General features: G+C 70.4%; 19 protein-coding genes and 1 tRNA gene. 7 read left to right on the top strand and 13 right to left on the bottom strand.

Annotated features, from left to right (window positions below):
• The first annotated feature begins 342 nt into the window (after positions 1 to 342).
• Positions 343 to 2,295 carry an acetate--CoA ligase gene (gene acs / locus SOM13_RS04335; protein WP_320478972.1) on the top strand — a complete coding sequence of 651 codons (1,953 nt, stop codon included), beginning with the start codon at positions 343 to 345 and terminating at the stop codon, positions 2,293 to 2,295.
• Between the two features lie 9 nt (positions 2,296 to 2,304).
• Here acs and SOM13_RS04330 read toward each other — a convergent pair whose 3' ends face one another.
• Positions 2,305 to 2,784 carry a RidA family protein gene (locus SOM13_RS04330; RefSeq protein ID WP_243213649.1) on the bottom strand — a complete coding sequence of 160 codons (480 nt, stop codon included), beginning with the start codon at positions 2,782 to 2,784 and terminating at the stop codon, positions 2,305 to 2,307.
• The gene (locus SOM13_RS04325; protein WP_192058668.1) at positions 2,784 to 2,942 is read right to left on the bottom strand and encodes a hypothetical protein; all 159 of its coding nucleotides are present in this window, start codon (positions 2,940 to 2,942) and stop codon (positions 2,784 to 2,786) included. Before SOM13_RS04325 ends, SOM13_RS04330 begins: the two co-directional genes overlap by 1 nt.
• 50 nt (positions 2,943 to 2,992) lie before the next feature.
• Here SOM13_RS04325 and SOM13_RS04320 point away from each other — a divergent pair, with 50 nt between their 5' ends.
• The 5 genes from SOM13_RS04320 to SOM13_RS04300 all read left to right on the top strand — a co-directional run bounded on the left by SOM13_RS04320 (position 2,993) and on the right by SOM13_RS04300 (position 8,146).
• Entirely contained in the window at positions 2,993 to 5,572 is a 2,580-nt protein-coding gene (locus SOM13_RS04320; protein WP_192058670.1) for a transglycosylase domain-containing protein, read from the top strand.
• Entirely contained in the window at positions 5,569 to 6,519 is a 951-nt protein-coding gene (locus SOM13_RS04315) for a metallophosphoesterase (RefSeq protein WP_192058672.1), read from the top strand. The genes SOM13_RS04320 and SOM13_RS04315 overlap by 4 nt, the downstream gene beginning before the upstream one ends.
• Before the next feature lie 105 nt (positions 6,520 to 6,624).
• Positions 6,625 to 6,698, top strand: a tRNA-Pro gene (locus SOM13_RS04310).
• Between the two features lie 162 nt (positions 6,699 to 6,860).
• Entirely contained in the window at positions 6,861 to 7,376 is a 516-nt protein-coding gene (locus SOM13_RS04305; protein WP_243213652.1) for a GtrA family protein, read from the top strand.
• Positions 7,373 to 8,146, top strand: a complete 774-nt coding sequence (locus SOM13_RS04300) for a polyprenol monophosphomannose synthase (protein ID WP_243213654.1) — start codon at positions 7,373 to 7,375, stop codon at positions 8,144 to 8,146. The genes SOM13_RS04305 and SOM13_RS04300 overlap by 4 nt, the downstream gene beginning before the upstream one ends.
• Positions 8,147 to 8,173: 27 nt before the next feature.
• Here the strand turns inward: SOM13_RS04300 and SOM13_RS04295 are convergent, their stop codons facing one another.
• The 8 genes from SOM13_RS04295 to SOM13_RS04260 all read right to left on the bottom strand — a co-directional run bounded on the left by SOM13_RS04295 (position 8,174) and on the right by SOM13_RS04260 (position 17,280).
• The gene (locus tag SOM13_RS04295; protein ID WP_192058678.1) at positions 8,174 to 8,782 is read right to left on the bottom strand and encodes a thymidine kinase; all 609 of its coding nucleotides are present in this window, start codon (positions 8,780 to 8,782) and stop codon (positions 8,174 to 8,176) included.
• Positions 8,782 to 9,531, bottom strand: a complete 750-nt coding sequence (locus SOM13_RS04290; protein WP_243213657.1) for a response regulator — start codon at positions 9,529 to 9,531, stop codon at positions 8,782 to 8,784. The genes SOM13_RS04295 and SOM13_RS04290 overlap by 1 nt, the downstream gene beginning before the upstream one ends.
• Positions 9,518 to 10,660, bottom strand: coding sequence for a hypothetical protein (locus SOM13_RS04285; RefSeq protein WP_320478971.1), 1,143 nt, complete (start codon positions 10,658 to 10,660; stop codon positions 9,518 to 9,520). The genes SOM13_RS04290 and SOM13_RS04285 overlap by 14 nt, the downstream gene beginning before the upstream one ends.
• Positions 10,657 to 12,003 (bottom strand): sensor histidine kinase, encoded by a 1,347-nt coding sequence (locus tag SOM13_RS04280; RefSeq protein WP_320478970.1) that lies wholly within the window; start codon positions 12,001 to 12,003, stop codon positions 10,657 to 10,659. Before SOM13_RS04280 ends, SOM13_RS04285 begins: the two co-directional genes overlap by 4 nt.
• A gap of 135 nt (positions 12,004 to 12,138) precedes the next feature.
• The gene (locus tag SOM13_RS04275) at positions 12,139 to 13,236 is read right to left on the bottom strand and encodes an Rv2578c family radical SAM protein (protein WP_320479100.1); all 1,098 of its coding nucleotides are present in this window, start codon (positions 13,234 to 13,236) and stop codon (positions 12,139 to 12,141) included.
• Between the two features lie 54 nt (positions 13,237 to 13,290).
• A complete protein-coding gene (locus SOM13_RS04270) occupies positions 13,291 to 14,718 on the bottom strand; it encodes a malate:quinone oxidoreductase (RefSeq protein WP_414655510.1) in 1,428 nt (475 codons plus the stop codon).
• Positions 14,719 to 14,853: 135 nt separating this feature from the next.
• Positions 14,854 to 15,915, bottom strand: coding sequence for an aspartate-semialdehyde dehydrogenase (locus SOM13_RS04265; protein WP_320478968.1), 1,062 nt, complete (start codon positions 15,913 to 15,915; stop codon positions 14,854 to 14,856).
• Positions 15,916 to 16,014: 99 nt separating this feature from the next.
• The gene (locus SOM13_RS04260; RefSeq protein ID WP_243216126.1) at positions 16,015 to 17,280 is read right to left on the bottom strand and encodes an aspartate kinase; all 1,266 of its coding nucleotides are present in this window, start codon (positions 17,278 to 17,280) and stop codon (positions 16,015 to 16,017) included.
• Between the two features lie 148 nt (positions 17,281 to 17,428).
• Here SOM13_RS04260 and SOM13_RS04255 point away from each other — a divergent pair, with 148 nt between their 5' ends.
• Positions 17,429 to 18,238, top strand: coding sequence for a DUF1206 domain-containing protein (locus SOM13_RS04255; protein WP_192058693.1), 810 nt, complete (start codon positions 17,429 to 17,431; stop codon positions 18,236 to 18,238).
• 7 nt (positions 18,239 to 18,245) lie between these two features.
• Here the strand turns inward: SOM13_RS04255 and recR are convergent, their stop codons facing one another.
• The 3 genes from recR to SOM13_RS04240 form a co-directional block, all read right to left on the bottom strand.
• On the bottom strand, positions 18,246 to 18,845 hold the full coding sequence (recR, locus tag SOM13_RS04250) for a recombination mediator RecR (RefSeq protein WP_192058695.1): 600 nt from the start codon (positions 18,843 to 18,845) through the stop codon (positions 18,246 to 18,248).
• Positions 18,846 to 18,847: 2 nt separating this feature from the next.
• Complete coding sequence (locus SOM13_RS04245; protein ID WP_320478967.1) at positions 18,848 to 21,271, bottom strand: DNA polymerase III subunit gamma and tau; 2,424 nt, start codon at positions 21,269 to 21,271, stop codon at positions 18,848 to 18,850.
• Between the two features lie 134 nt (positions 21,272 to 21,405).
• Positions 21,406 to 25,884, bottom strand: coding sequence for a choice-of-anchor G family protein (locus SOM13_RS04240; RefSeq protein ID WP_320478966.1), 4,479 nt, complete (start codon positions 25,882 to 25,884; stop codon positions 21,406 to 21,408).
• Positions 25,885 to 25,916: the final 32 nt, after the last annotated feature.

Genomic DNA, 25,916 nt, shown 5'->3' with positions numbered 1-25,916 from the left:
ACGGTTCGGTGCATCGCCTGGGGACGACGACGCCATGCCGACGATGTGGAGGGGTGATCGCCCTCACCCGCGGAGGGTGATCTCCGGGTTAAACGAAGAGGGGCGGCGCCGATTGGGGGGAACCGGCGCCGCCACCGCAACACGCGATTGGGGGGAATCAACGCATTGCGAGTCGGAACTGAATCCGACTGCGTTAACTGTACCCCAGGATGGGCCCGCCTCGCCACGCGCGACACGTCGATCTTCCGTGATCGGACAGGCCGACCCGGAAAGACCCCGGGGGTAGTCTCGCTTCCTGTGCGGGTCAGCCCGCGCCTCCCGCAACGACGCGAAAGGTCCGACATGGCCGACGGAACCCCGACCCCTCCGAGAGAGGCGTCCACGTTCGCCCCCGACCCGGTGTTCGCCTCGAACGCCGTCGCCACCCGCGATCTGGCCGATCGCGCGCACGCGGACCGGTCGGCCTTCTGGGCCGAGCAGGCCGACGCGTGCGTGACGTGGGGTCGCCGACCGACCGAGACCCTCGACTGGTCCGATCCCCCGTTCGCACGGTGGTTCGCCGACGGCACGCTGAACGTCGCCTACAACTGCCTCGACCGCCACGTCGAGGCCGGCCACGGTGAGCGCGTCGCCCTCCTCTGGGAAGGCGAGCCCGGTGACGCACGCGCGGTCACCTACGCCGAGCTGACGGCCGACGTGAAGCGGGCCGCCAACCTGCTGTCGTCGCTGGGCGTCGGGCCGGGCGACCGGGTGGTCGTCTACCTGCCGCAGATCCCGGAGGCGGTGGTCGCCATGCTCGCGGTCGCCCGGTTGGGCGCGGTGCACTCGGTCGTGTTCGGCGGCTTCAGCGCCGAGAGCCTCCGCGCACGGATCGACGACGCCGAGGCCACGCTGGTGATCACCGCCGACGGCGGGTGGCGGAAGGGCAGCGTCTCGCCCCTCAAACCAGCGGTCGACGCGGCACTGGCGCTCGGCGGGCGGTCGACGGTCGAGAACGTGCTGGTGATCAGGCGGGGCGAGAACGCCGTCGACTGGGTGGAGGGGCGTGACCTCTGGTGGCATGAGGCCCTCGAGGGCGTCGAAGCGGAGCACACCGCCGAGATGTTCGAGGCGGAGCATCCGCTGTTCATCCTCCACACCAGCGGCACGACGGGCAGACCGAAGGGCATCCTCCACACGTCGGGCGGTTACCTGACCCAGGTCGCCTACACGCACAGGAACGTGTTCGACCTCCGCCCCGAGACCGACGTCTACTGGTGCACCGCCGACGTGGGCTGGATCACCGGGCACAGCTACGTCGTCTACGGGCCGCTCGCCAACGGGGCGACACAGGTGCTCTACGAGGGCACACCCGACTCCCCCGGCCCCGGGCGCTGGTGGGATCTCGTCGAGAAGTACGGGGTGACCATCCTCTACACGGCGCCCACGGCCATCCGCGGGTTCATGAAGGCGGGGCGCGAGATCCCACAGGCTCGCGATCTGACGTCGCTGCGCCTCCTCGGATCCGTCGGCGAGCCCATCAACCCCGAGGCGTGGCTCTGGTACCGCGAGGTGATCGGGTCGGGGACGACGCCCATCGTCGACACCTGGTGGCAGACCGAGACGGGCGCGATGATGATCTCGCCCCTGCCCGGAGTGACGACGACGAAGCCCGGCGCCGCCCAGACCCCCGTGCCCGGCATCGTCGTCGACGTCGTCGACGACCAGGGCGTGCCGGTGGCGAACGGCGAGAGCGGCCTCCTCGTGGTCACGGAGCCCTGGCCGTCGATGCTCCGCGGCATCTGGGGCGACCGCGACCGATACGTCGAGACCTACTGGGGCCGCTTCGGCGACCGCTACTTCGCCGGAGACGGCGCCCGACGCGACGACGACGGCGACATCTGGCTGCTCGGCCGCGTCGACGATGTCATGAACGTCTCGGGGCATCGCCTGTCGACCGCCGAGATCGAGTCGGCGCTGGTGTCGAATCCGCTCGTCGCCGAATCCGCCGTCGTCGGAGCCGCCGACGAGACCACGGGCCAGGCCGTCGTCGCGTTCGTAGTTCTCCGCGACAAGAAGAGGCGGAGCGTGACCCCCGAGGAGGCGGTGGCCCGGTTGCGAGCGCACGTCGCCGACCGCATCGGCGCCATCGCCCGCCCGCGCACGATCGTGCTGGTCGACGAACTGCCGAAGACCCGCTCGGGCAAGATCATGCGACGACTCCTGCGCGACGTCGCCGAAGGACGCGAGGTCGGCGACACCACGACGCTCGCGGACTCGGCGGTGATGGGGGTCATCACCGCCGAGATGCGCTGAGCCGCAGGGTCAGGCCAGGGGGCGGACCTCGAGGACGATCTCGACCTCGACGGGCGAGTCGAGAGGGAGGACGGCCACGCCGACCGCGCTGCGGGCGTGGATGCCCGCGTCGCCGAACACCCGGCCGAGGAGCTCGGACGCGCCGTTGATCACACCGGGCTGACCGCTGAACGCCGGGTCGGAGGCGACGAAGCCCGTCACCTTGACGACGCGCACGACGTCGTCGAGCGAATCGAGCACGGAGGCGGCCGCCGCGAGGGCGTTCAGTGCGGACGTGGCCGCGTACTCCTTGGCCGCGGCGGGGTCGACCAGACCATCGCCCTCACCGACCTTGCCCGTCGCGGGCAGAGCGCCGTCGACGAAGGGCAGCTGACCCGCCGTGTAGACGTACGAGCCGGTGCGCACGGCGGGGACGTAGGCGCCTGCGGGCGTCGCGACCGCGGGGAGAGCGAGCCCCAACTCGGCCAGACGGGCGGCGACGTCGGCCATCAGTCGTCCTGCTTCTGACGCTTGAACCAGGCGACCGGGCCGCCCTCGGGCCCCTGCGTCACCTGCACGAGCTCCCAGCCGTCACTCCCCCAGTTGTTCAGGATCGCGGTGCTGTTGTGCACCATCAGCGGCGTCGTCATGTACTCCCAAAGGACCATTTGTCGTTCCGTTCAGCTTGGTTTTCCGGGTTGTCACTTACCCTGATCTTATGTCTGACCCAAAATCGAAGCCGACGTCCGTCGTCGGCGCGCTCTTCGGCTTCGTCGGCTTCAGCGTCCTGGCCGGTCTGCTCGTCACCATCGGTGTGACACCCGCCATCGCCGTCGCCGGCATGACCGCATCCAGCTCCATCGGCGTCTTCGAGTCGATCCCCGAGTACATCGAGATCGGAAAGCTGCAGCAGCGCAACGTGCTGTACGGCAAGCAGAACGGTCAAGACGTCCCCTTCGCGACGCTCTACGCGCAGAACCGCGTCGCTCTGAAGTGGGAAGAGGTCTCCCCCAATCTCAAGAACGCCGTCGTCGCCGGTGAGGACCGCCGCTTCTACGAGCACGGCGGTGTCGACCTGACGTCGTTGGTCCGAGCCGGAGTCGGCTCACTCGCCGGCGGGCTCGGAGAGAGCGGTGGCGGCTCGACCCTGACGATGCAGCTGGTGCGGAACATCCGCCTGGCCGAGGCGCAGGGTCTCACCGGCGACGAGCAGGCCAAGGCCATCAAGGAGGCCAAAGAGGTCAGCATCGACCGCAAGCTGCAGGAGATGAAGTTCGCCATCGGGCTCGAGAAGAAGTACAGCAAGGACGACATCCTCCTCGCGTACCTGAACATCGCGTACTTCGGCGACCAGGCGTACGGCGTCCAGGCGGCCTCGCAGCACTACTACAACAAGGCGGCGTCCGACCTGACGGCGACCGAGGCGGCCAGCCTCATCGCCATGGTGCAGTACCCCGAGAAGCGCAACCTCGGCACGCCCGACAACTACCAGGGCAACGTCGATCGCCGCAACGTCATCCTCGCCAGCATGCTCGGCGAGAAGTACATCGATCAGGAGACCTACGACGCAGCTGTCGTGGCGAACCCCGCCGACTACGTCAAGCTGACCACCCCGTCGCAGGGCTGCACCGCGGTCACCGCAGCAGGTGCGCAGCAGTTCTGCGACTACGTCAAGAAGAGCATCAAGGACATCCCCTCCCTCGGTGCCGACGCGGAAGAGCGCGAGGCCAACTGGAGCACCGGCGGCTACAAGGTCTACACGACCATCAATCTCGACCTGACCGCGAGCGCCCGCGCCCAGATCGACCGCTACGCACCTCCGACCGAGTCCGCGCTCATCCTCGGCAGCGCCGTCAACTCGGTCGAGGCCGGCACCGGTCGGGTCATCGTCATGGCCCAGAACCGCAACCTCAACGAGGACCCCGAGGTGACCGACCCGAACGTCACGGCCATCAACTACAGCACCGACAAGCCGTACGGCGGTTCGGGCGGGTTCCAGACCGGTTCGACCTACAAGCCGTTCACGCTCATCGACTGGCTGCAGAACGGCCACGGCCTGAGCGAGTCGGTCAACGGCAGGCCGCGTCCGTTCACCCCCATGACCTTCGGGGGAGAATCGCTCAGCACTGTCAGCTCGGACTTCCCGCAGGGGTTCGCACCGAAGAACGACGACGGGCGCAATCCGGGCTACGTGACCGCACAGCGCGCCACCGCGCTGTCGATCAACACCGCGTACGCCGCGATGGCCCAGAAGCTCGACCTGCGCGACATCCGGGACGTGGCCACCTCGCTCGGTGTGCACCGTGCCGATGGCACGGAGCTCCAGTACCAGAACCCCTCGTCGTTCCTCGGGACAAACGAGATCGCTCCGCTCACGATGGCGGCCGCCTACGCCGGCATCGCCGCCGGCGGCAAGTACTGCAAGCCGATCATCGTCGACCAGATCGTCGACGCCGACGGCCAGAAGATCGGCGGTCAGCCGCAGGAGTGCAACCAGGCGCTCGACCCCGAGATCGCCGCGGCCACCATCCAGGGCATGTCGCAGCTCTGGTCGAACGGCGGCACCGGCGTCGGAGGACTCCCCTACGACGGCTACCCCGAGATCGGCAAGACGGGCACCACGACCGAGAAGGACCAGATCTGGTTGATCGGCTCGACGAGCAAGCTCGCCACGGCCGTGTGGATGGGCAACGTCAAGGGCAAGGTCAGTCTCCGGTCGGCCTACTCGCCTGCGACCGGGACGACCTACGCCAACGCGCGTGCCGGTTTCTTCCGTGACGTGCAGACGGTCAACAACACCGTCTACCCCGGCACCGCGTTCCCGGTGGCGGATCCGTCGGTCGTCCGCGGCACCTCCTCCCTCAGCGTCCCCGACGTGACGGGGAAGACGGCCGAAGAGGCCGCCACCAGCCTGCGGGCTCTCGGACTCTCGTACGTCGACGGTGGTCGCCAGAAGTCCGAACAGCCCCTGGGCACCGTGACGACGACCAGCCCCAGCGCCGGTTCGCGCGTCTCGTCCGGCACCTCCGTGACGGTCTACACGAGCGACGGCGGCAACGCGGTCACGGTCCCCGACGTGGTCGGCGACTCGTTCGACGACGCGGTGTCCGCGCTCGCGGGCACGGGCTTCGAGGCGGCCAACGTCTCGGTGGCCGGGTACGTGAAGGGCTCGGCCGACAACGTCTGCCAGGTGGTCGCCTCCGACCCGGCCGCCGGCTCCACCGTCGACCGGACCGGCCCGGTGCGTCTGCAGCTCTACGGCGATGCCGAGGGCAAGGACCCCGGGAACTGCACATGAGTCCACTGAGTCCTGCACGGACGACGGCCGCGACCGCGATGGTGGGCGCGGCCGTCGGCCTGGGCGCCTTCGCCTGGGGTTCGCTCGTCGAACGCAACCGGTTCACGGTGCGGCACGAGGTGCTGCCCATCCTCGAGGCCGGTTCGCGCAGTCTCACGATCCTGCACCTCAGCGATCTCCACCTCGCGCCCTGGCAGACCGAGAAGCAGGAGTGGGTGCGGGGTCTCTCGGTCTACGAGCCCGATCTCATCGTCAACACAGGCGACAACATCGGGCATGTGGACGCCCACGAGGCCCTCGAGTACACGCTCGAGCCGTTCCGGGACGTCGCGGGCGTCTTCGTCCACGGGTCGAACGACTACTTCGCCCCCACACCGAAGAACCCCCTCGCGTACTTCGGCGGACCCAGCAAGGCCCACCGCACCCCCACGCCGCTCGACATCGCCCGCATGGAGTCGTTCTTCACCGGTCTCGGCTGGCTCGACCTCAACAACACGGCCAGAGCGATCGAGGTCCGTGGGTCAAGACTCGAGTTCTTCGGCGTCAACGACGCGCACCGAGGGTGGGATCGTCTCGATCGCCTCCCTGGCGCCCTGGACGATCTGCGAGAGAACGTCGGCTGGCAGGACGACCGCGGCGGGCCCGAGCCGGTGAGCATCGCGCTGACCCATGCGCCCTATCAGCGGGTGCTGAACTCGTTCGTCACCAACGGGGCCGACGTCGTCTTCGGCGGGCACACCCACGGCGGCCAGGTCCGTGTGCCCGGCTACGGTGCGCTCGTCACGAATTGCGACATCCCCCGCAGCAAGGTCAGCGGCCTCAGCACGTGGAGCCACGCACGACGGACGGCTCACCTCGAGATCTCCGCCGGTCTCGGGACCTCTATCTACGCCCCCGTCCGGTTCGACTGCCGTCCGGAGGCTGTCGTCGTCACCCTCACGGCCTGACATGCGGGCCGCCGGTGTCGACGGCATCGTCGGTCATGACCCACGCGATTCGTTTGCTACCATGGTCAGGTTGCTCCGGTCGCAGAACATCGCGGCCAGTCATATCGGGGTGTGGCGCAGCTTGGTAGCGCGCCTCGTTCGGGACGAGGAGGTCGTGGGTTCGAATCCCGCTACCCCGACGATGTGATCAGTTCCACCTCGAAGACGCCCGCCGCTCTGTCACGACAGAGAGGCGGGCGTCTTCTCGTCTCCCCAGTGGCGCGGGCCGTCGACCCGGCCACGTGCCGTGCCGTGCCGTGCCGCTCGACGATCTCGCCGACGACGGGCGCTAGGGTGATCCGGTGAATGCAGTGATCCGGTTGGCCCGAGCCAACCCCTCAGCCCTTCGATTCCTCGTGGTCGGCGGCATCGGGTTCGTCATCACCATGGTGATCAACTACGGCCTGAAGCTCTTCGTCATCCCCCAGCACCCCGTGACGGCCCTCGCACTGGGCATCATCGTCGCGACCGTCGTGTCGTACTGGATGAACAAGAAGTGGTCGTTCGACGACCGCGGCGACCGCCACACCGCGCACGAGATGCTGCTGTTCGTCGTCGTCAGCGTCATCGGCGTCGGCCTCAACTCGGCCCCGCTCTACCTCTCCCGCTACGGCCTCGGTCTCGAGGTCCCCAACGTGTCGTTCGCCACGCAGGAGGTGGCGGACTTCATCAGCGGCCCGATCATCGGCACGCTCATCGCCATGGTGTTCCGCTACTGGGCCATGAACAAGTGGGTGTTCCCGAAGGGCGCCGAGCTGGCGGACGTGATCTCCCCCACGTCGCCTACGGCGGTCGTGTCGACGGCAGGTCGACGATGACCGCCGCCGACGGAACCGGGGCCGCTCCCTCCGTCCTGGTCATCATCCCGACGTACGACGAGGCCGAGAACATCGGTCGCGCGGTCGCGAAGCTGCGCGAGGCGGTGCCCGCTGCGCACATCCTGATCGCCGACGATGCCAGCCCTGACGGGACGGGCGACATCGCCGACGGCATCGCCGCGTCCGACGGCAACGTGCACGTCCTCCACCGTCGGTCGAAGGACGGCCTCGGGGCCGCCTACATCGAGGCGTTCGGTTGGGGCATGGCCCGCGGGTACGACGTCCTCGTCGAGTTCGACGCCGACGGAAGCCACCCCGCCGAGACCCTGCCGGAGATGCTCGACGCGCTGCGACGGCTGCCGGCCCCCGGGCTCGTCATCGGCTCACGATGGATCAAGGGCGGGTCGGTCGTCAACTGGCCGCTGCGTCGCGAGCTGCTGAGCCGCGGCGGCAACCTCTACTCGCGCATCGCGCTCGGAATCCGGGTCCACGACGCCACGGCGGGATTCCGGGCGTACAGCACTCCCGTGCTGGCCGGCATGCGGCTCGAAGAGGTCGAGTCACGGGGCTACTTCTTCCAGGTGGACATGACCCTCCGCACCATCGACGCCGGTCACCCCATCGCCGAGGTGCCCATTGTCTTCCGTGAACGCGAGGCGGGTGTCTCGAAGATGAACGGCGACATCGTGACCGAGGCCATGGCCAAGGTGACACGCTGGGGCGCAGCCCGATGGTGGCGCCGCCTCACCCGCCGCCCTCTGCGCCGCTGAGAGCCGCTCAGAGCCGCTGAGAGCCGCTCAGGCGCTCAGTCGGCCGCCGCTCTCGGCGAGGTAGCACGCGCCGCAGAGCGACTCGTAGGTGACCTCGTGGCCGTCGATGGCCACCTGGTCACCGTCGAAGACGAAGCGCCCGTCGATCGTCCGGGCGTTGAAGACCGCCTTGCGACCGCACCGGCAGATGGTCTTCAGCTCTTCGAGCGAGTGCGCCACCTCGAGCAGACGACGACTGCCCGGGAACGCCGTCGTGCGGAAGTCCGTCCGGATGCCGTAGGCCAGCACCGGCACGCCCTCGAGGATGGCGATGCGGAGCAGGTCGTCGACCTGAGCCGGCTCCAGGAACTGGACCTCGTCGACCAGCAGACAGGCGATGTCGCTGCCGGTCGCCTCGCGGACCCGCGCCCGCTCGGCGCAGAAGACGTCGAGGACGTCGTCGCCGGGCGCGAACGCGACGTCCGCCGTGCGGCTGACCCCGAGTCGCGAGACGATCTGATCGTCGCCCTTGGTGTCGACGCGCGGTTTGGCGAGCACGACCCGCTGCCCGCGCTCTTCGTAGTTGTACGCGGCCTGCAGCAGGGCGGTGCTCTTGCCGCTGTTCATCGCCCCGTAGCGGAAGTAGAGCTTCGCCACTACTGCAGGTAGCCGTCTTCGGCGGCGCGGCGGATCAGCTCGGACTTCTTGCTCGCCGGTCGGTTCGCCTTCGCGTACTTCTCGCGGACCCGGCGCAGATAGGTCTTCGCCGTCTCGTACTGGACGTTCATCTGCTGCGCGACCTCGTTCGTGCTGAACCCCGACACGTAGAGGCGGAACGCCTCGGACTCGCCGGCGCTGAGCTTCGGTCGACTCTGGTTCGTGGCCCCGACGGGCAGCGGCCGCCAGTCGCGCTGCGGCGAGGCGTCGCGGGCGACGCCCATGACCTGCCGAGCGGCGTCCATCACCTCGCGCATCGGCAACGACTTCGAGAGGAACGCCGAGGCCCCTGCCTCGAGCGCGCGCTCACGCGATTCGCGGGTGTCGAGACTCGACAGCACGATGACCTTCGCACCCGCGGCACGGCAGGTGCGCACCCGGGCCTCGATCGACACGGGCTCTTTCAGCTGGAAGTCGAGGAAGACGAGATCGGTGGGGAAGTTGTCGCTGTGGACCAGCTGCAGCCAGGTGTGCGCCGTCAGCACGAGGTCGAAGTCGAATGCGTTGACGTTGATCCAGCTCGAGAGGCTGTCGAGCAGCACCTCGTGGTCGTCGAGGATCGCGAGGCGGACCCGCCGCGTCGACGGGTCGCCGCCCGCGGGGCCGACGGTGTTCCACGACGGGGCCGCCGCGGGTCGCGAGTAGCCGGGGCGGTGCGACGAGCGGTCGCTCGACTCAGTGCTGGTCATAAGAAAACCTTAGTGTCAGGAGGGGAGGGCTCAGATCGACCACGAGGTCGTCGTAGACGACGCGGACGACGGCGAAGTAGGGGGCGAGCCGGTTGCGGACGGCGAGGTCGGGCGCCCGGGTGGCGACGGTCAGACGGATGTCGACCCGCGCCTCCTCGGCTCGCACCGCGATGCGCACATCGGACGCGTCGACGACACCGGTGTCGGCGAACGCCACGAGGAGGGCGCGGAGGGCGGTCCGGTGGTCGTCGGCCATCTCGCCGGCCAGGTGCTCGGGGTCGTCGACGACTCCCCCCACCGCGACCGCCGGCGCCGTGAGGAGCTGCTCGAGCCAGCTGCGGTCCGCTTCGGCCACCATCGTCCCGCGCAGCGTCTCGGCGATGGCGCGAGCGCGCCGGCTGTCGTCAGCGGTCACCTCGCCGGCCTCGATCAACCCCGTGAAGAACGGCACGACGTCGCGGTTGAGGATGGTCACGCGGTCCTGCTGCACCGACCGGGCGATGCCGGCCCGCAGATCGGCGGTGCCAGCCCGACGATACGAGGAGGCGCGCTCGACCCAGTGGTCGACCAGCGTCACGAAGGTGGCCGAGAACGTCGCCCCGGCCGACGTGAGCGCGAGCACGGGCGTCACCGCCACGACGACGTAGAGGACCGCCGGGAGACCCGCGGCGAACGAGGGGCTCTCGACGACCACCACGATGCCGATCACCGACGCCAGGATCAGGCCCGCGATCCCGATCTCGCGTCCGGGCCGGTACGGCGCCAGGCCGAGGATCAGCACGCCGACCGAGACTGATGTCCAGTCGTCTCGGACCATCTCGTTGTGGCCCGCCGTCGAGACGACCGAGAGCACGACCACCGCCGCGAGCAGCACGACCATCACCACGACGTGAGGTCTCCGGAACGGCGCACGCGCGGGCCGGGACCCGTGCACCAGCACCGTCGCGGCCGCCGCCAGAGCGCCGAGCGCGGCGATGGCTGCGGGCCACGAGGCGACGTCGGCACGGACGACGACCGTCACCACGACGGCGTAGAGGACGGCGGCCAGCCCCGCGATGACGGTCAGGGGGCCGGCGCTGAGCGCACCGAGCGGGTCGACCTGCTGCGGCGTCCGCTCGCGGCGGCTCACGCCGCCCCTCCGGCGATGGTCCGCCCGGCGCCGGGAGCGCCGTCGACCGGGCCGCCATCGGCAGTGCCGCCATCGACCGGGCCGTCACCGGCAGTGTCGTCACCGGCACGGCCATCACCGGCATGATCGCGCGCGTCGGTTCCCGACACGGCACCGGTGTCGGCGGACGTGCCTGTCGGCACCCGGATGACGACGCTCGTGCCGCTGCCCACGGACGACCAGATCTGCACCTCGCCGCCGACCCGCTCCATCCGCGCCTGCACGGAGTTCTTGAGCCCGAGACGGTCGGCGCCGGTGCCCTCGACGTCGAAGCCGACCCCGTCGTCGATCACCATGACGGAGACGTCGTCCGCGTCGCCGTAGACCACGACCTCGGCCCGGGTCGTCCCGCTGTGCTTCTCGACGTTCGCCAGGCACTGCGCGACGGCGAGCCCGAGGGCCTGCGCCTGATCGGCGCTCAGCCGGGCCACGGCGGTCACGTCGCCGGTCACGCCGATCTCGAGCCCGGCCTCGCGGGCGGACTCGACGGCGAAGGCGAGCTCGCTCCGGTGCCAGTCCCGGGGCATGCCGTCGGACGCCCGACCGGCCAGCCACTCCTGCCCGACGAGCGTCTCGATGTCGGCGGACATCGATTTCGCGATCCGCGGAGCGAGCGGCCCGGGAGGGGCGGAGGCGACGGCCGCGAGATGACTCAGGACGGTGTCGTGCAGCAGGGCGGCGGCCTGCTGCTCGATGTCGTGGCGGATGCCCTGCAGCTGCTGGTCGAGAGCGGCCCGGTGCAGACTGGGCTGCGCGCGCCGGGCACGGTCTCGGGCGATCACACCCCAGCCGACGGTGACGACGACCAGCAGATAGGTCAGGGCCGTCGCGACGTCGAACTGCGAGGTCTCACCCGTCTGCCACGTGGCGGCCAGGGTCGCCACCTCGCCGAGGACGACCGCGATCGTGGCCCAGACGAGACCGAGCCGCGGCTGGCGGCCGCTGCCCGCCACCAGGATGAGGGCGATCTTGGGCAGCGAGAGCGAGAAGGCGTCGGACGTCCGCACGGCCGGTATCTGGGCCAGGATCGTGACGGCGTACCAGTACGTCGCCGCCGAGCCGATGGCGAGGAAGGCGGCCATGGCCGACGCCGTGCGTCGACGCTGGAGGACGACGCTCATCGCGATGAGGGTGCAGATCGCGACCAGGGCGGGCCAGAGGATGTACCCGGGGCCGGTCGCCTGACTGATGACGAGCACGAGCGACGCGCTGGCGAGCACCACGCAGGCCATGACGTAGCAGGCTCGGGCGACTGCGCGACCGGTGCTCTGCGGAGCCAGGTGAGCCGGGAGGCCGAGCAGCATGCGGCCTCCTTCTCGTCGACGGGCTGACTGAAGAAGTATGCCTGAACATGGACTTCTTCTGTACCCCGTTATCGAGGGGTGTCCCCGGGTATCGCCCGGAACACGCCTGTTTTGTGCCCCGACCGGGCACGGATGTCAGAACAGCCGAGGATGCGCGGTGCGAGCTCCGCCCGGCAGCTCGGCCGCGAGGAGGGCGCGCGACCCTGCGATCGCCTCCGCCCGGTCGCCCAGGGCGTCGTGCACGCGGGAGCGGGTCGACCCGGTCGACGGGTCGGTGCGCCCGCGTTCGAGGCCGTACTCGGCCAGCAGGGGCCGCAGCCGTGCGGCCAGCCACTTGCGGTACCCCGTCGGCGCATAGGTGCCCCGCGAGTAGAGGTCGGTGTACCGGTCGAGCACCTCGGGATGCTCGCGGCCGAGCCAGGCGAAGAACCACTCTTTGACACCGGGCTTCAGGTGGAGGGCGCTGTACATGACGCTGGTGGCCCCCGAGTCGCGGACCGCCGACAGCGCTGCGCGCAGATGGTCGACGCCGTCGGTCAGATGCGGCAGCACGGGCATCATGAAGACCGACACGTCGAGGCCGAGGTCGCGTGCCGCGCGGACGGTGGCGAGCCGTGCGGCCGTCGTGGGGGTGCCGGGTTCGAGGGACTGCTGGAGCTCGTCGTCGTAGATCGCGATGGACATCGAGATGTCGACGGGCACCTGCTGCGCCGCCTCGGCCAGCAACGGGAGGTCGCGACGCAGGAGCGTGCCCTTCGTCAGGATGCTGAACGGCGTGCCCGACTCGGCCAGGGCCGCGATGATGCCGGGCATCAGGCGGTACCGACCCTCGGCTCGCTGGTACGGATCGGTGTTCGTGCCCAGGGCGACGGGGGCGTGCTGCCACGACGGCCGCCTGAGCTCTCTGGACAGCACCTCGGCGATGTTGACCTTCACCACGATCTGGCGGTCGAAGTCGTCGCCGCCGTCGAGATCGAGGTACTCGTGCGTCGGTCGGGCGAAGCAGTAGACGCAGGCGTGACTGCACCCGCGGTAGGGGTTGATCGTCCAGCCGAAGGGCAGAGTCGAATCGCCGCCCGGCACCCGGTTCAGCGCGCTCTTCGCCAGGATCTCGTGGAACGTGATGCCGTCGAACTCGGGCGTCGTGACCGAACGGACGACCGACGACAGTCGCACGAGCGGCGGCGACGCGTCGTCTCTCTCGACGTCGACACCCTGACCGCTCCACCGCATGCGATCAGTCGAACACATGTTCGAACAGGAGTCAAGCCGACCCCGTCGACCCGATCAGGCGTGGATGTTCAACGCCTCGGCGGTGGCCCCCAGGGTCGCCGCCGCCTTCGCCTCGTCGGTCGCGAGCGGCGTGCCGTAGGTGGGTACCATGCGACGGAGGGTCGGCTGCCACGCCGACATCCGCGACGGGAAGCAGCGTTCGAGGACGTCGAGCATGATGGGCACGGCCGTCGAGGCGCCGGGCGAGGCGCCGAGCAGCCCCGCGATCGAGCCGTCGGCCGCCGAGACGACCTCGGTGCCGAACTGGAGCACCCCGCCCTTCTTCGCATCCTTCTTGATGACCTGGACGCGCTGACCGGCGGTGATGCGGTACCAGTCCTTCGGGTCGGCATCGGGCACGAACTCGCGGAGCGCCTCGAACTTCGTGCTCTTGCTCGCGGCCAGCTGACCGACCAGGTACTTCACCAGCGAGAGGTTCGCGAGCCCGGCACGGATCATCGGGTAGAGATTGTGCGGCCGGATCGAGGCGAAGAGATCGAACCACGACCCGCTCTTCAAGAACTTGGGGCTGAACCCGGCGTACGGGCCGAACATGAGGCTGGCCTGCCCGTCGACGACCCGGGTGTCGAGGTGCGGGACGGACATCGGCGGCGAGCCCACGGCGGCCTTGCCGTAGACCTTCGCCTGATGCCTGGCCACGATCGCCGGGTCGTCCGTGCGCAGGAACTCCCCGCTGACCGGGAACCCGCCGAACCCCTCGATCTCGCGGATGCCCGACTTCTGCAGGAGGTTGAGGGCTCCCCCGCCGGCTCCGACGAAGACGAACGCCGCCTCGATCTCGAACGCGGCACCCGACTTCGGGCGGACCGAGATCGTCCACCCGCCGCCGGCGCGGCGCTTCAGACCGGTCACCCGGTGCCCCAGGCGGAGCCGGGCACCGGAGGACTGCAGGTCGGAGACGAGGAGGCGCGTGAGGCTCCCGAAGTCGACGTCCGTCCCCGCGGCGATCCGGGTCGCTGCGATCGGCTGCCCGAGGGGCCGCCCGGAGGCGAGCAGCGGCGCCCACTCGGCGATGCGCTCGCGGTCGGTGCTGAACTCGAGCCCCTGGAACAGCGGGTGGTCGCGGAGAGCCTCGAAGCGCTTGCGGAGGTACTCGACGTTCTTCTCGCCCCAGACGAAGCTCATGTGCGGACTCGAGTTGATGAACGCCTCGGGCTCGGGCAGGGCGCCCTCGGCGACGAGGAACGACCAGAACTGCCGCGAGACCTGGAACTGCTCGTTGACCTTGACGGCGCTGCTGGTCTCGATGGACCCGTCGGCCCGCTCGGGCGTGTAGTTCAGCTCGCACAGGGCGGAGTGCCCTGTGCCCGCGTTGTTCCAGGGGTTGCTCGATTCGAGGGCGACGTCGTCGAGTGCCTCGATGATATGGATGGACCAGTCGGGCTCGAGCTGCTTGATCATGGCGCCGAGGGTGGCGCTCATGACGCCCCCACCGATGAGGGCTACGTCGACGGGCTTCTTCGCATCGTTCACGAGCGCCAGTCTAGGCCCCGGGCCTCGCGGGCCCGCCGGGCGCCCGGGCGGGGTGTCTCGATGTCGAGACAGCGACCCGCCCGGTCAGACTCCGACGGTGGTGGTGCGCTCGGCCGCGACGATCTCGGCGATCTGAACCGCGTTGAGCGCCGCGCCCTTGCGCAGGTTGTCGTTGCTGATGAAGAGCGCCAGCCCGCGGTCGCCGGGCACGCCCTCGTCCTGACGGATCCGCCCGACGTAGCTCGGGTCGGTGCCGGCCGCCTCGAGCGGCGTCGGGACGTCGGTCAGCACGACCCCGGGCGCGTCGGCGAGCAGCTCCTTGGCGCGGGCGGCGGTCAGCGCGGACGAGAACTCGGCGTTGATCGACAGCGAGTGCCCGGTCAGGACGGGCACGCGCACGCAGGTGCCGCTGACTCGCAGATCGGGTCGCTCGAGGATCTTGCGGCTCTCGTTGCGCAGCTTCTTCTCCTCGTCGGTCTCGTCGAGACCGTCGTCGACGATGCTGCCCGCGAGGGGGATCACGTCGAAGGCGATCGGTCGGACGTACACCTCGGGGGCGGGCATCGTCACGGCCGAGCCGTCGTGCACGAGCCCCGCGGCGTCCTGCTCGAGAGCGGCCCGCGCCTGACCGAGGAGCTCGTCGGCGCCCTTGAGCCCACTGCCCGAGACCGCCTGGTAGGTGCTGACGATCAGTCGCTCGAGACCGGCCTCGGTGTCGAGCACCTTGAGCACGGGCATGGCGGCCATGGTGGTGCAGTTCGGGTTCGCGACGATGCCCTTGACGGCCTGGCCGATCGCGTGCGGGTTGACCTCGCTGACGACGAGCGGCACCTCGGGGTCCATCCGCCAGGCGCTCGAGTTGTCGATGACCAGCGCGCCGGCCGCGGCGAAACGCGGTGCGTGCGCCCGCGAGCCGGTGGCGCCGGCCGAGAAGAGGGCGATGTCGAGACCGGTCGGGTCGGCGGTCTCGATGTCCTCGACGACGATGTCGGCACCGCGGAACGGCAGTGTGGTGCCGGCGGAGCGCGCCGTCGCGAAGAACCGGATCTCGGCGAGCGGGAAGTCGCGCTCGTCGAGCAGTCGTCGCATGACCTTGCCGACCTGACCGGTCGCGCCGACCACGCCGACGCGCAGACCTTCAGCCATCGTCTTCTCCTGGGGTGTCTCGGTGGTGCGGTGGGTGTTCACGGGGCAGGAGGCGCGGTGCGGGCCGCGCCGCGCCTCCTCGGTGTTCTGCTGGTCGCGTCAGCGGCCGGTGCCGGCGTGGACCACGGCCTCGACGTCGCCGTCGAGTCCGAACGCCGTGTGCACGACGCGGAGGGCGTCGTTGAGGGTGTCGGCCCGGGTGACCACCGAGATGCGGATCTCGCTGGTCGAGATCATCTCGATGTTGATGCCCGCCTCGAACAGCGCGGTGAACAGCTGCGCCGAGACACCGGCGTTGGTGCGCATGCCGGCGCCGACGAGGGCGAGCTTGCCGATCTGATCGTCGTACTGCAGCGACTCGAAGCCGCTCTCGGCGCGCTCGGACTCGAGCGCCTGGAGCACGACGGCGCCCTCGGACTTCGGGAGCGTGAAGGAGATGTCGGTGCGACTCGTCGAGGCGGCCGAGATGTTCTGCACGATCATGTCGATGTTCGCACCGGTCTTGGCGACGGTGCGGAAGATCTGCGCCGCCTTGCCGGGCACGTCGGGGACTCCGACGACGGTGATCTTGCCCTCGCTGAGGTCACCGGCGACACCGCTGATGATGGGCTCTTCCACGTTCTCTCCCTCTTTCGGGTTGACGACCAGGGTTCCCTCGTTGTTGTTGAACGACGAGCGGACGTGCAGGGTGACGCCGTGGCGCCTGGCGTACTCGACGGCACGGATGTAGAGCACCTTCGACCCCGCCGCGGCGAGTTCGAGCATCTCCTCGCTCGTGACCCGGTCGAGCTTGCGCGCCTTGGGGACGACACGGGGGTCGGCCGTGAAGATGCCGTCGACGTCGGTGTAGATCTCGCAGACGTCGGCGTCGAGGGCGGCGGCCAGCGCCACCGCGGTGGTGTCGGACCCGCCGCGGCCGAGGGTGGTGATGTCGCCCGTGGTGCGGTTGAAGCCCTGGAACCCGGCCACGATGGCGATGTAGCCGGCGTCGAGGGCGTCGCGGATCCGCTTCGGGGTCACGTCGACGATGCGGGCCTTGCCGTGCTGGGCGTCGGTGATCATGCCGGCCTGGCTGCCCGTGTACGAGCGCGCCTCGACGCCGAGGCTGCGGATCGCCATGGCGAGCAGCGCCATGCTGATGCGCTCGCCCGCGGTGAGCAGCATGTCGAGTTCGCGCCCCCCGGGGATCGGGCTGACCTCGTTGGCCAGGTCGAGCAGCTCGTCGGTCGTGTCGCCCATCGCGCTGACCGCCACGACGACGTCGTTACCGGCCTTGCGGGTCTCGACGATGCGTTTCGCGACGCGCTTGATGCTCTCGGCGTCGGCGACGGACGACCCGCCGAATTTCTGCACGATCAAGCTCACGGTGACTCCAGAAGAGGGAACGGCGCGTCGCATCGACGTCGCGCCTGCGTCCGCCGATTCTATTCGGTGCAGCGGGCGTGTGACGCACGGTCGACCCGGGGTCGGAACGGACCGGGCGGGCCGACCTCCGCTCCCCTACGGTTGACGCATGCCCGACGCCTCAGCAGAAGCCCGCCAGACCACCAGCAGGGTGCAGAACAGCCGCCCCCTGAAGACCCTCGCGCGGGTCGGCTTCGGCATGAACGGCGTGCTGCACATCCTCATCGGGGTGATCGCCCTGCGGATCGCCTTCGGGGGCGGTGGCGAGGCCGACCAGGGAGGCGCGCTCGGGGAGCTCGCATCGCGCCCGGCGGGCATGGCCCTGCTCTGGGTGATCGTCGTCGGGCTGTGGGCTCTGGGTCTCTTCCAGGTCCTGGAGGCCGCTCTCGTCCGGGGGACGGACAAGGAGGACTGGGCCGCTCGGGTCAAGGAGGGCGGCAAGGGCGTCGCCTACCTCGCGGTCGGCTTCACGGCGTTCACGTTCGCCCGGGGCGGATCGAGCGACAGCTCGGATCAGACGGAGTCGCTGAGCGCCCGACTGCTGGCGACTCCGGGCGGCGTCGTGCTGCTCGTCGTGGTGGCCCTGATCGTGGTCGGCATCGGCGGGTACATGGTCGTGAAGGGGATCCGGCAGAAGTTCCGGGAGGACCTCGTCGTGCCGTCGGGCCCGTCGGGTCGGGTCACGATCGCCCTCGGCATCGTGGGCTACGTCGCCAAGGGGATCGCGCTCGTCGTCGTCGGCGTCCTCTTCGGGGTGGCTGCCGTGCAGGCGGATCCCGACGAGGCGTCCGGTCTCGACGGTGCCCTGAAGGCCCTCGCCGAGCTGCCGTTCGGGACGATCGTGCTGACTGCCGTGGCGTTCGGACTCATCGCCTTCGGTCTGTACAGCTTCGTGCGGGCGCGTCGCGCACGACTCTGATCGGGCCTCACTCGGTGACGAGCCGGCGCCCTTCGAAGGCCCGGCCGAGGGTGACCTCGTCGGCGTACTCGAGGTCGCCGCCCACCGGCAGGCCGGACGCGAGTCGGGTCACCCGGAGACCGAACGGCGAGAGCATTCGCGACAGGTACGTGGCGGTGGCCTCTCCTTCGAGGTTCGGGTCGGTGGCGATGATGACCTCCTGGACGGTGTCGTCGGCGAGACGCTGGACGAGCTGCCGGATGCGCAGATCGTCCGGTCCGATGCCGTCGATGGGGCTGATGGCCCCGCCGAGCACGTGGTACAGCCCACGGAACTCGCGCGTCCTCTCGATCGCCTGGACGTCTTTGGCCTCTTCGACCACGCAGATGGTGGCCGGCGAGCGTCGGGGGTCGCGGCAGATGCCGCACGTCTCCTGTTCGGTGACGTTGCCGCAGATCTCGCAGAAGCGCACCTTGGTCTTGACGTCGACGAGCAGCTCGGAGAGCCGGGTGGTGTCGAAGTTCTCGCTCTGGAGGATGTGGAAGGCGATGCGCTGCGCCGACTTCGGACCGATGCCCGGCAGTCTGCCGAACTCGTCGATGAGCTCTTGGACGATGCCCTCGTACACGACTACTCGCTTCTCTGAGGCGTGACGCGGGGAGCGATCGTCTCTTCTTCGATGAACTGGGCGTTGAGGATCTCACGGACGACGGCCTCGCCGTACCTCGAGTTGGCGGGGATGCCCCGTCGGGGGTCGCCGGCGGCCGCCCGGCGCTCGGGCGCGGAGGCGCCGGACCGTGACGGTTCGCTCGGTGCGCCCGCACCGGACGTCGAGACCCTGCTCGATGCCGACGACGACGACGGACCATCCGACGGACGACCGGTCGCGGGTGGTGCCGCGACGGGTGCCGGATCGGCGTCGATCCGCGGGGCTCCGCCGTCGGGTTCTTCGGTGATGTGCTCGGGCTCGTCGGGTTCGGGCGGCGCCGTCTGCGGGATCGCCGCGACGTCCCACCCGGTGACGGGCGAGGCGGCCTGACGGGCGGCCGGTCGTGCGGCCACGGGCGCCGGCGCTGCAGGCGCTCGGCTCGGCGCCGGGGGCTCCGTGACCGCGGGTTCGTCTGCAGGGGGCTCGGCGGCGGACGGCTCGGCGGCCGAGGGCGCCGGTGCGTCGGCCGGCGACACGGGGTTCGACGTCGCCGGGGTCTCCGTCGGAGCCGGGGCCGGGGCTGGGCGTGACGGCGCACCCTCGACCCGCGCGATGTACTTGACGGTCACGCCGAGGACGCTCTGGATGGCGCGTCGGAGGTGCTCGCTGACGCCTTCGCCCGCGCCTTGCGGCTTCTTGAAGTTCTCGACGTCACTGGCGCTCGGGAAGGTCAGGGTGAGGACGTCGTCGGCGTAGGCCTGCACCGTCGCGGTGACGACGACCATCCACGCGGTGCGCTTGGCCTTCTCGACGACCTCGACGATCTCGGGCCAGCTGTCGCGCATCTGCTGCAGTGTGACCGGGGCCGTCGACGATGCGCGCTCGGCCGGGTCGGCGGGGACGCCGTCGACCACGGGCGGCGTCTGTGCCCACGCCGCCGAGTGGGCCGCCGTCGGCGCGGCCGGAGCCGACGGCGTCGACTGTTCTGCCTGCCTGGGCTGTGCCGCCTGCGCCGGCTGTGTGTCTGGGTTCGGGTCTGGGGTCTTGGCACCCCAGGCGGCCGAAGCCGTGGCGGCGACGGCACCGGGTGCCGACCCGGCGACCGGGGTCGACTCGACCGCGGGTGCCGGCGTGCGAGCCGCCGCGGGGGGCTGAGTCGCACGGGACTCGGTGCGTGCGGCGGCGGCCGGCGACGAGGTGCGAGCGGTGGGAGGCGCACCCGCGACCGACGCCTCGACGCCCTCGACGCCGACGCGACGCTCGAGGCGCTCGACCCTGGCCAGTGCCCCGCGTTCGGTCTCGTCGGCCTCGGGGACGAGCACCCGGGCGATCATGAGCTCGAGGTGCAGACGCGGCGACGTCGCCCCCGTCATGTCGGTGAGGGCGCGGTTGACGACGTCGGCGGAGCGGGAGAGCTCGGCGGCGCCGAAGGACCGGGCCTGGTGCAGCAGGCGGTCGAGCTCGTCTGCGGTGATGCCACGGAGCACGGCGGAGGCCCCGTCGGCCGTCGCGCCGACGACGATCAGGTCGCGCAGTCTCTCGAGGAGGTCTTCGACGAAGCGACGGGGGTCTTGCCCGGTCTGCACGACCCGGTCGACGGCCGCGAAGGCGGCCGCACCGTCGTGCGCGCCCAGGGCCTCGACGACCTCGTCGAGGAGGGAGGCGTGCGTGTAGCCGAGGAGGGCCACGGCACGTTCGTATTCGATGCCGCTGTCTTCGCTGCCCGCCATGAGCTGGTCGAGCAGCGACAGGGTGTCGCGGACGGAGCCGCCGCCGGCGCGGACCACGAGGGGCAGCACGCCGGGTGCGGCGTCGACCTTCTCGGTCGCGCTGAGCTGCTGCACGTAGTCGAGCATCTGCGCCGGGGGGACGAGACGGAAGGGGTAGTGGTGCGTGCGCGACCTGATCGTGCCGATGACCTTGTCGGGCTCGGTGGTCGCGAAGATGAACTTGACGTGCTCCGGCGGCTCTTCGACCACCTTGAGCAGGGCGTTGAAGCCCTGCGGCGTGACCATGTGGGCCTCGTCGAGGATGAAGATCTTGAAGCGGTCGCGAGCCGGCGCGAAGATGGCGCGGTCTCGGATGTCTCGGGCGTCGTCGACGCCGTTGTGACTGGCCGCGTCGATCTCGATGACGTCGAGCGAGCCGCCGCCGTCTCGGGCCAGCTCGACGCAGGACGGGCAGACGCCGCACGGGGTGTCGGTGGGCCCCTCGGCGCAGTTGAGGCAGCGGGCGAGGATGCGGGCCGACGTGGTCTTGCCGCACCCGCGGGGACCGCTGAAGAGATAGGCGTGGTTGACGCGGTTGGTGCGGAGGGCCGTGCGCAGAGGATCGGTCACCTGCGTCTGCCCGATGAGCTCGGAGAAGTTCTCTGGCCGGTAACGGCGATACAAGGCGGTGACCACGGGACCAGAGTAGCCGGGGCCACCGACAGCGGACTACTCGCGAGAGGGCCTCGCCCGCGACTGCGGACGAGGCCCTCTCTCGATGGGCGGCGACGACGAGGTGGGTGAGTCCCCCGTCGTCACCGACCCCGGCTCTAGCGCATCGTCGTCCCGATCCTGCTGCGGCGACGGGAGGCCAGCAGCATCCCGAGGCCGAGCACGAGGATGCCCGTGCCGGTGGCCGCCCAGGGCAGGGCGTCCAGTCCCGTGTAGGCGAGGGTGCTGCCTCCGGTGCTAGGGCGTCCGCCCGCCCCGACGACGATGCCCGCGCCTCCTTCTGTTCCGACCGCACCCGCTCCGACGGCCGCGTCGACGACCACGAACTGCGTGCTGTCGTTCTCCGGCTCGACCAGCGATGAGTCGCTGCCGGTCAGTTCGACGCGGTGCAGCCCCAGCTCGAAGTCGGCGCCGACGGCGAACCGGAACGTGACCGTCCCGTTCTCGTCGGCGACCTGCGAACCGAGGGGGATCGGCGTCGATCGGACGACCGCGCTCACCGTCTCACCGGGGACGAAGTCGGTGCCGTAGACGGTCTGGACGACTCCGGTGCCGCGGACGATGCGCTTGATCTGGACCGTGGAGGAGTGGTCGCCAGGGAGCGCGTCGGGCGTGGTGCCGGTGCCGGCGGTGTCCGTGCCGGCGGTGTCGGTACCGGCGGTGTCGGTGCCAGTGGTGTCGGTGCCGGCGGTGTCGGTGCCGACGGTGTCGGTTCCGGCGGTGTCCGTGCCGGCGGTGTCGGTGCCGGCGGTGTCGGTGCCGACCGTGCCGGTCACGTCTGTGCCGGTCGAAGCCACCACATCCGTGCCGGTCACGTCTGTGCCGGTCGACGCCACCACGTCCGTGCCGAGCGTGCCGGTCACGTCGGTGCCGACCGAGGCCACCACGTCCGTGCCGACGACATCCGTGCCGGCGGTGTCCGTCGCGATGGTGCCGACGACATCCGTGCCGATCGTGCCGACCACGTCGGTGCCGGCCGAAGCCACCACATCCGTGCCGGCGGTGTCCGTCGCGACCGTGCCGACCACGTCGGTGCCGACCGAGGCCACCACGTCCGTGCCGAGCGTGCCGGTCACGTCGGTCGCCAGCACATCCGTGCCGAGCGTGTCGACGGCCGTACCGAGCACGTCCGTGCCGATGACGTCAGTACCCAGCACATCGGTGCCGAGCACGTCCGTCCCCGCCGTGTCCGTGGCGGTGCCGATCACGTCGGTGCCGATCGAGTCGGTCGCCGTCCCGACGATGTCCGATCCGGCCGAGTCCGTCGCGATGGTGCCGACGACGTCCGTACCTGCGCTGTCCGTCGCGATGGTGCCGACGACGTCCGTTCCGGCGCTGTCCGTCGCGATGGTGCCGACGACGTCCGTTCCGGCGCTGTCCGTCGCGATGGTGCCGATCACGTCGGAACCCGCACTGTCCGTCGCGACCGTGCCGATCACGTCCGTCCCGGCGGTGTCCGTCGCGACCGTGCCGACCACGTCGGTGCCGATCGTGGCCACCGCGTCCGTGCCGAGCGTGTCGACCGCCGTACCGAGCACGTCCGTGCCGATGACATCAGTACCCAGCACATCGGTGCCGAGCACGTCCGTCCCCGCCGTGTCCGTGGCGGTGCCGATCACGTCGGTGCCGATCGAGTCGGTCGCCGTCCCGACGATGTCCGACCCGGCCGAGTCCGTCGCGATGGTGCCGACGACGTCCGTCCCGGCGCTGTCCGTCGCGACCGTGCCGATCACATCCGTCCCCGCGCTGTCCGTCGCGATGGTGCCGATCACGTCGGAACCCGCACTGTCCGTCGCGATGGTGCCGATCACGTCCGTGCCGGCGGTGTCCGTCGCGACCGTGCCGGCCACATCGGTGCCGATCGAGGCCACGACGTCGGTGCCGATCGTGGCCACCGAGTCCGTGCCGAGCGTGTCGACCGCCGTACCGAGCACGTCCGTGCCCGTCACGTCGGTGCCCACGACATCCGTGCCGAGCACGTCCGTGCCCGTCGAATCCGTCGCCGTGCCGGCGATGTCCGTACCGATCGAATCGGTCGCCGTGCCGACGATGTCCGATCCGGCCGAATCCGTCGCGACCGTGCCGACGATGTCCGTGCCGGCGCTGTCCGTCGCGATGGTGCCGATCACATCCGTCCCCGCACTGTCCGTCGCGATGGTGCCGATCGCATCCGTCCCCGCGCTGTCCGTCGCGACCGTGCCGATCACGTCCGCACCAGCGGTGTCCGTCGCGATGGTTCCGATCACATCCGTCCCCGCGCTGTCCGTGGCGATCGTCCCGACGGCGTCCGTGCCGGCGCTGTCCGTCGCGACGGTACCGGTCGCATCGGTGCCGAGGACGTCGGTGCCGAGGACGTCGGTGCCGAGGACGTCCGTGCCGACATCGGCGGTCTCGACCTCGATCGTGACCGCTTCGCCTTCGACGAACACCGTCCCATTGAGCGACTGCTCGGGCGTGATGTCGTACGTCCCGACGCCGACGCCGGTGAAGGTCGTCGTCCACCGTCCGTCCGTGTTCACCGCGGCCTGAGGGGCCCCTGCTCCGAGCGAGACCCGCACGGTCGCGCCGGGCTCCGCGGTCCCGGTGACGGTGACGTCCGTCGTGCTCGTGGACGTGGCCACGACGACGGGTGCCGAGCCGTCGGGGCTCGTGATGACGACCGGTGCGGCGAGCCGCACGTCGATCACGGTGGTGACGGCGGCCGAAGGAGCCCCGGCGCCGACGGTCTGGGTGGCCGAGACGGTCTGGTCCGGTCCGACGGCGACGCCCGGGACGACGACGCTCCACGTTCCCGTGGCGGTGGCCGTCGTCCGAGCGATCGCGGAGCCGATCGTCACGTTCACGACGGCCTCCGGTGCGGACAGACCGCCCACCGTCACCGCGGTCTGCGTGGCGGGGCCGAGGACGACGAACTCGTCACCGGCGTCGGGGGTGTTGATCGTCAGGACGTCGAGCGCCTGCGCGTTGACCGTGGCGCTGGCCAGGTCGACCACCGCGCCGGAGCCCGCACCATCGGGCAGGATCGCCAGACGCAGTGCACGGACCGTGGAGGCGCCGGTGTCGGTGCCGTCCGGGTCGCGGAAACCGGGACCTGACTGCGAGTTCACCGTCACCGAGACGAGGCTGTTCACGACGTCGAGCACCGGGCTGAGGACGTCGCCGACCCCGCTCGTCGCCGCGGAGAGGACGTCCCCGACCGCGTCGAGCGCGGTCCCGTCGAGCACGGGCGCGAGCACCGGCCGCGTGATGCCGGGCAACGCGACCTCGACGGCGTCGGAGACGCCTGTGAGCACGACGTCGTTCAGGAGCGCCCGGACCGGCACCAGCAGCAGCTCGATCGCGGGAGTGGCGTTCGGGAGCGGCGTCAGCGTCGACGTCGCGACGGGCCGGGTGGGGTCCGTCCCGAGCAGAGCGCCGAGCGTCGTGTCGACCCTGATGGTGAGCGTGCCGAGGGGCGCCCTGGTGGCGGACCCGAGCAGAGGAGTCACCGACACGGTCGGAGTCGTCGTGACGACGGCCTGGACCCGAGTGGTGTCGATCGCTCCGGTGATCGCGGTGCTCAGCGAGTCGGGCAGGGTCGTGTCGAAGATGGTCGACAGCGCCGTCTGGAGCTCCGCCTCGACGGCGGCTCCCGTGAGCAGCTCCGTGTTCGCCGGCAGATCGTTCAGCGACTGCAGCTCGGCGACGTCGACCGTGACGTCACCGGTCGACAGGTCGACGGTGACGGGCCCGCTGGTCAACGGCGCCGAGAGGACGGGAGCGGTCGCGGCGGGCAGATCGACGCTCGCCGTGACGGCCGCCTGCGTGTCGGCCAGGGTGAGGGTGCTCCCCAGCACCGACAGCGCACCGCGGACAGGTGCGAGGACACCCGTCTCGATCGTGTCGGGGAGATCTGCGGTCGCGCCGTTCGCCGAGTCGTTCAGGTCGTCGATGGTGGTCGTCAGATCGCCGGTGAGCGCCTCCACCGCCGGGCTGTGCAGGGCGATCGTCGCTCCGTCGACCTGGTACTCGCTGTCGACGGTGTATCCGGTGCTCGTGCGGGTGGCCTCGGCGCGAGACGAGATCGCGCCGATCTCGAGCGCGAGCTCGTCGGCGAGACCGGCGATCTGGGCCTGGGTCAGGAACCCGGTGAGGTCGAGGGACGCCTGCTGGGCCGGCGTGCCGTCACCGGCCTGCACGAGACCGCCCTCGGTGATGAGCCCCGAGGCCGCCACCGACCCGCTCGGTGTCGCCGAGCCGTACTGCGACACGGCGCCCAGGTCGAGGATGCCGTTGTCGCCGAGCAGCTGCACGCCGCCCTGGATGCGGAGCGTCTGGAGCGCGGTCAGGTCGAGCGGGTCGACGACCGGGGCGGACGTCGTGCCCGAGTACGACGAGTAGGCGCCCCCGAGCTCGGCGACCTCGTCGACGTCGACGATGCCGCTCCCGCTGAGGAAGAGCCCTTCCGCCTCGGAGACGTCCGGTGGTGCCGCCTGGGCGGGGACCACCGTCGCGGTGACGACGAGCGTCCCCACGGCGACGGCCGCCCCCCAGAGTCCTAGCGTGCCCAGGGGGCCGCGGTGAGTGAGTTGTCGCACGGGTGCCTCTTTCTGGCGGGCCTCGGGCCCGC

Source organism: Frigoribacterium sp. CFBP9030, from assembly GCF_034045195.1.
Lineage (GTDB): Bacteria > Actinomycetota > Actinomycetes > Actinomycetales > Microbacteriaceae > Frigoribacterium.
This window is presented reverse-complemented; position numbering and strand designations above follow the sequence as displayed.

Bases quoted from the DNA above. Each gene is read 5' to 3' on its own strand.
- acs (WP_320478972.1), top strand. From the start codon at position 343: ATGGCCGACGGAACCCCGACCCCTCCGAGAGAGGCGTCCACGTTCGCC.
- SOM13_RS04330 (WP_243213649.1), bottom strand. From the start codon at position 2,784: ATGGCCGACGTCGCCGCCCGTCTGGCCGAGTTGGGGCTCGCTCTCCCC.
- SOM13_RS04325 (WP_192058668.1), bottom strand. From the start codon at position 2,942: ATGGTCCTTTGGGAGTACATGACGACGCCGCTGATGGTGCACAACAGC.
- SOM13_RS04320 (WP_192058670.1), top strand. From the start codon at position 2,993: ATGTCTGACCCAAAATCGAAGCCGACGTCCGTCGTCGGCGCGCTCTTC.
- SOM13_RS04315 (WP_192058672.1), top strand. From the start codon at position 5,569: ATGAGTCCACTGAGTCCTGCACGGACGACGGCCGCGACCGCGATGGTG.
- SOM13_RS04300 (WP_243213654.1), top strand. From the start codon at position 7,373: ATGACCGCCGCCGACGGAACCGGGGCCGCTCCCTCCGTCCTGGTCATC.
- SOM13_RS04290 (WP_243213657.1), bottom strand. From the start codon at position 9,531: ATGACCAGCACTGAGTCGAGCGACCGCTCGTCGCACCGCCCCGGCTAC.
- SOM13_RS04280 (WP_320478970.1), bottom strand. From the start codon at position 12,003: ATGCTGCTCGGCCTCCCGGCTCACCTGGCTCCGCAGAGCACCGGTCGC.
- SOM13_RS04275 (WP_320479100.1), bottom strand. From the start codon at position 13,236: ATGCGGTGGAGCGGTCAGGGTGTCGACGTCGAGAGAGACGACGCGTCG.
- SOM13_RS04270 (WP_414655510.1), bottom strand. From the start codon at position 14,718: ATGAGCGCCACCCTCGGCGCCATGATCAAGCAGCTCGAGCCCGACTGG.
- SOM13_RS04265 (WP_320478968.1), bottom strand. From the start codon at position 15,915: ATGGCTGAAGGTCTGCGCGTCGGCGTGGTCGGCGCGACCGGTCAGGTC.
- SOM13_RS04255 (WP_192058693.1), top strand. From the start codon at position 17,429: ATGCCCGACGCCTCAGCAGAAGCCCGCCAGACCACCAGCAGGGTGCAG.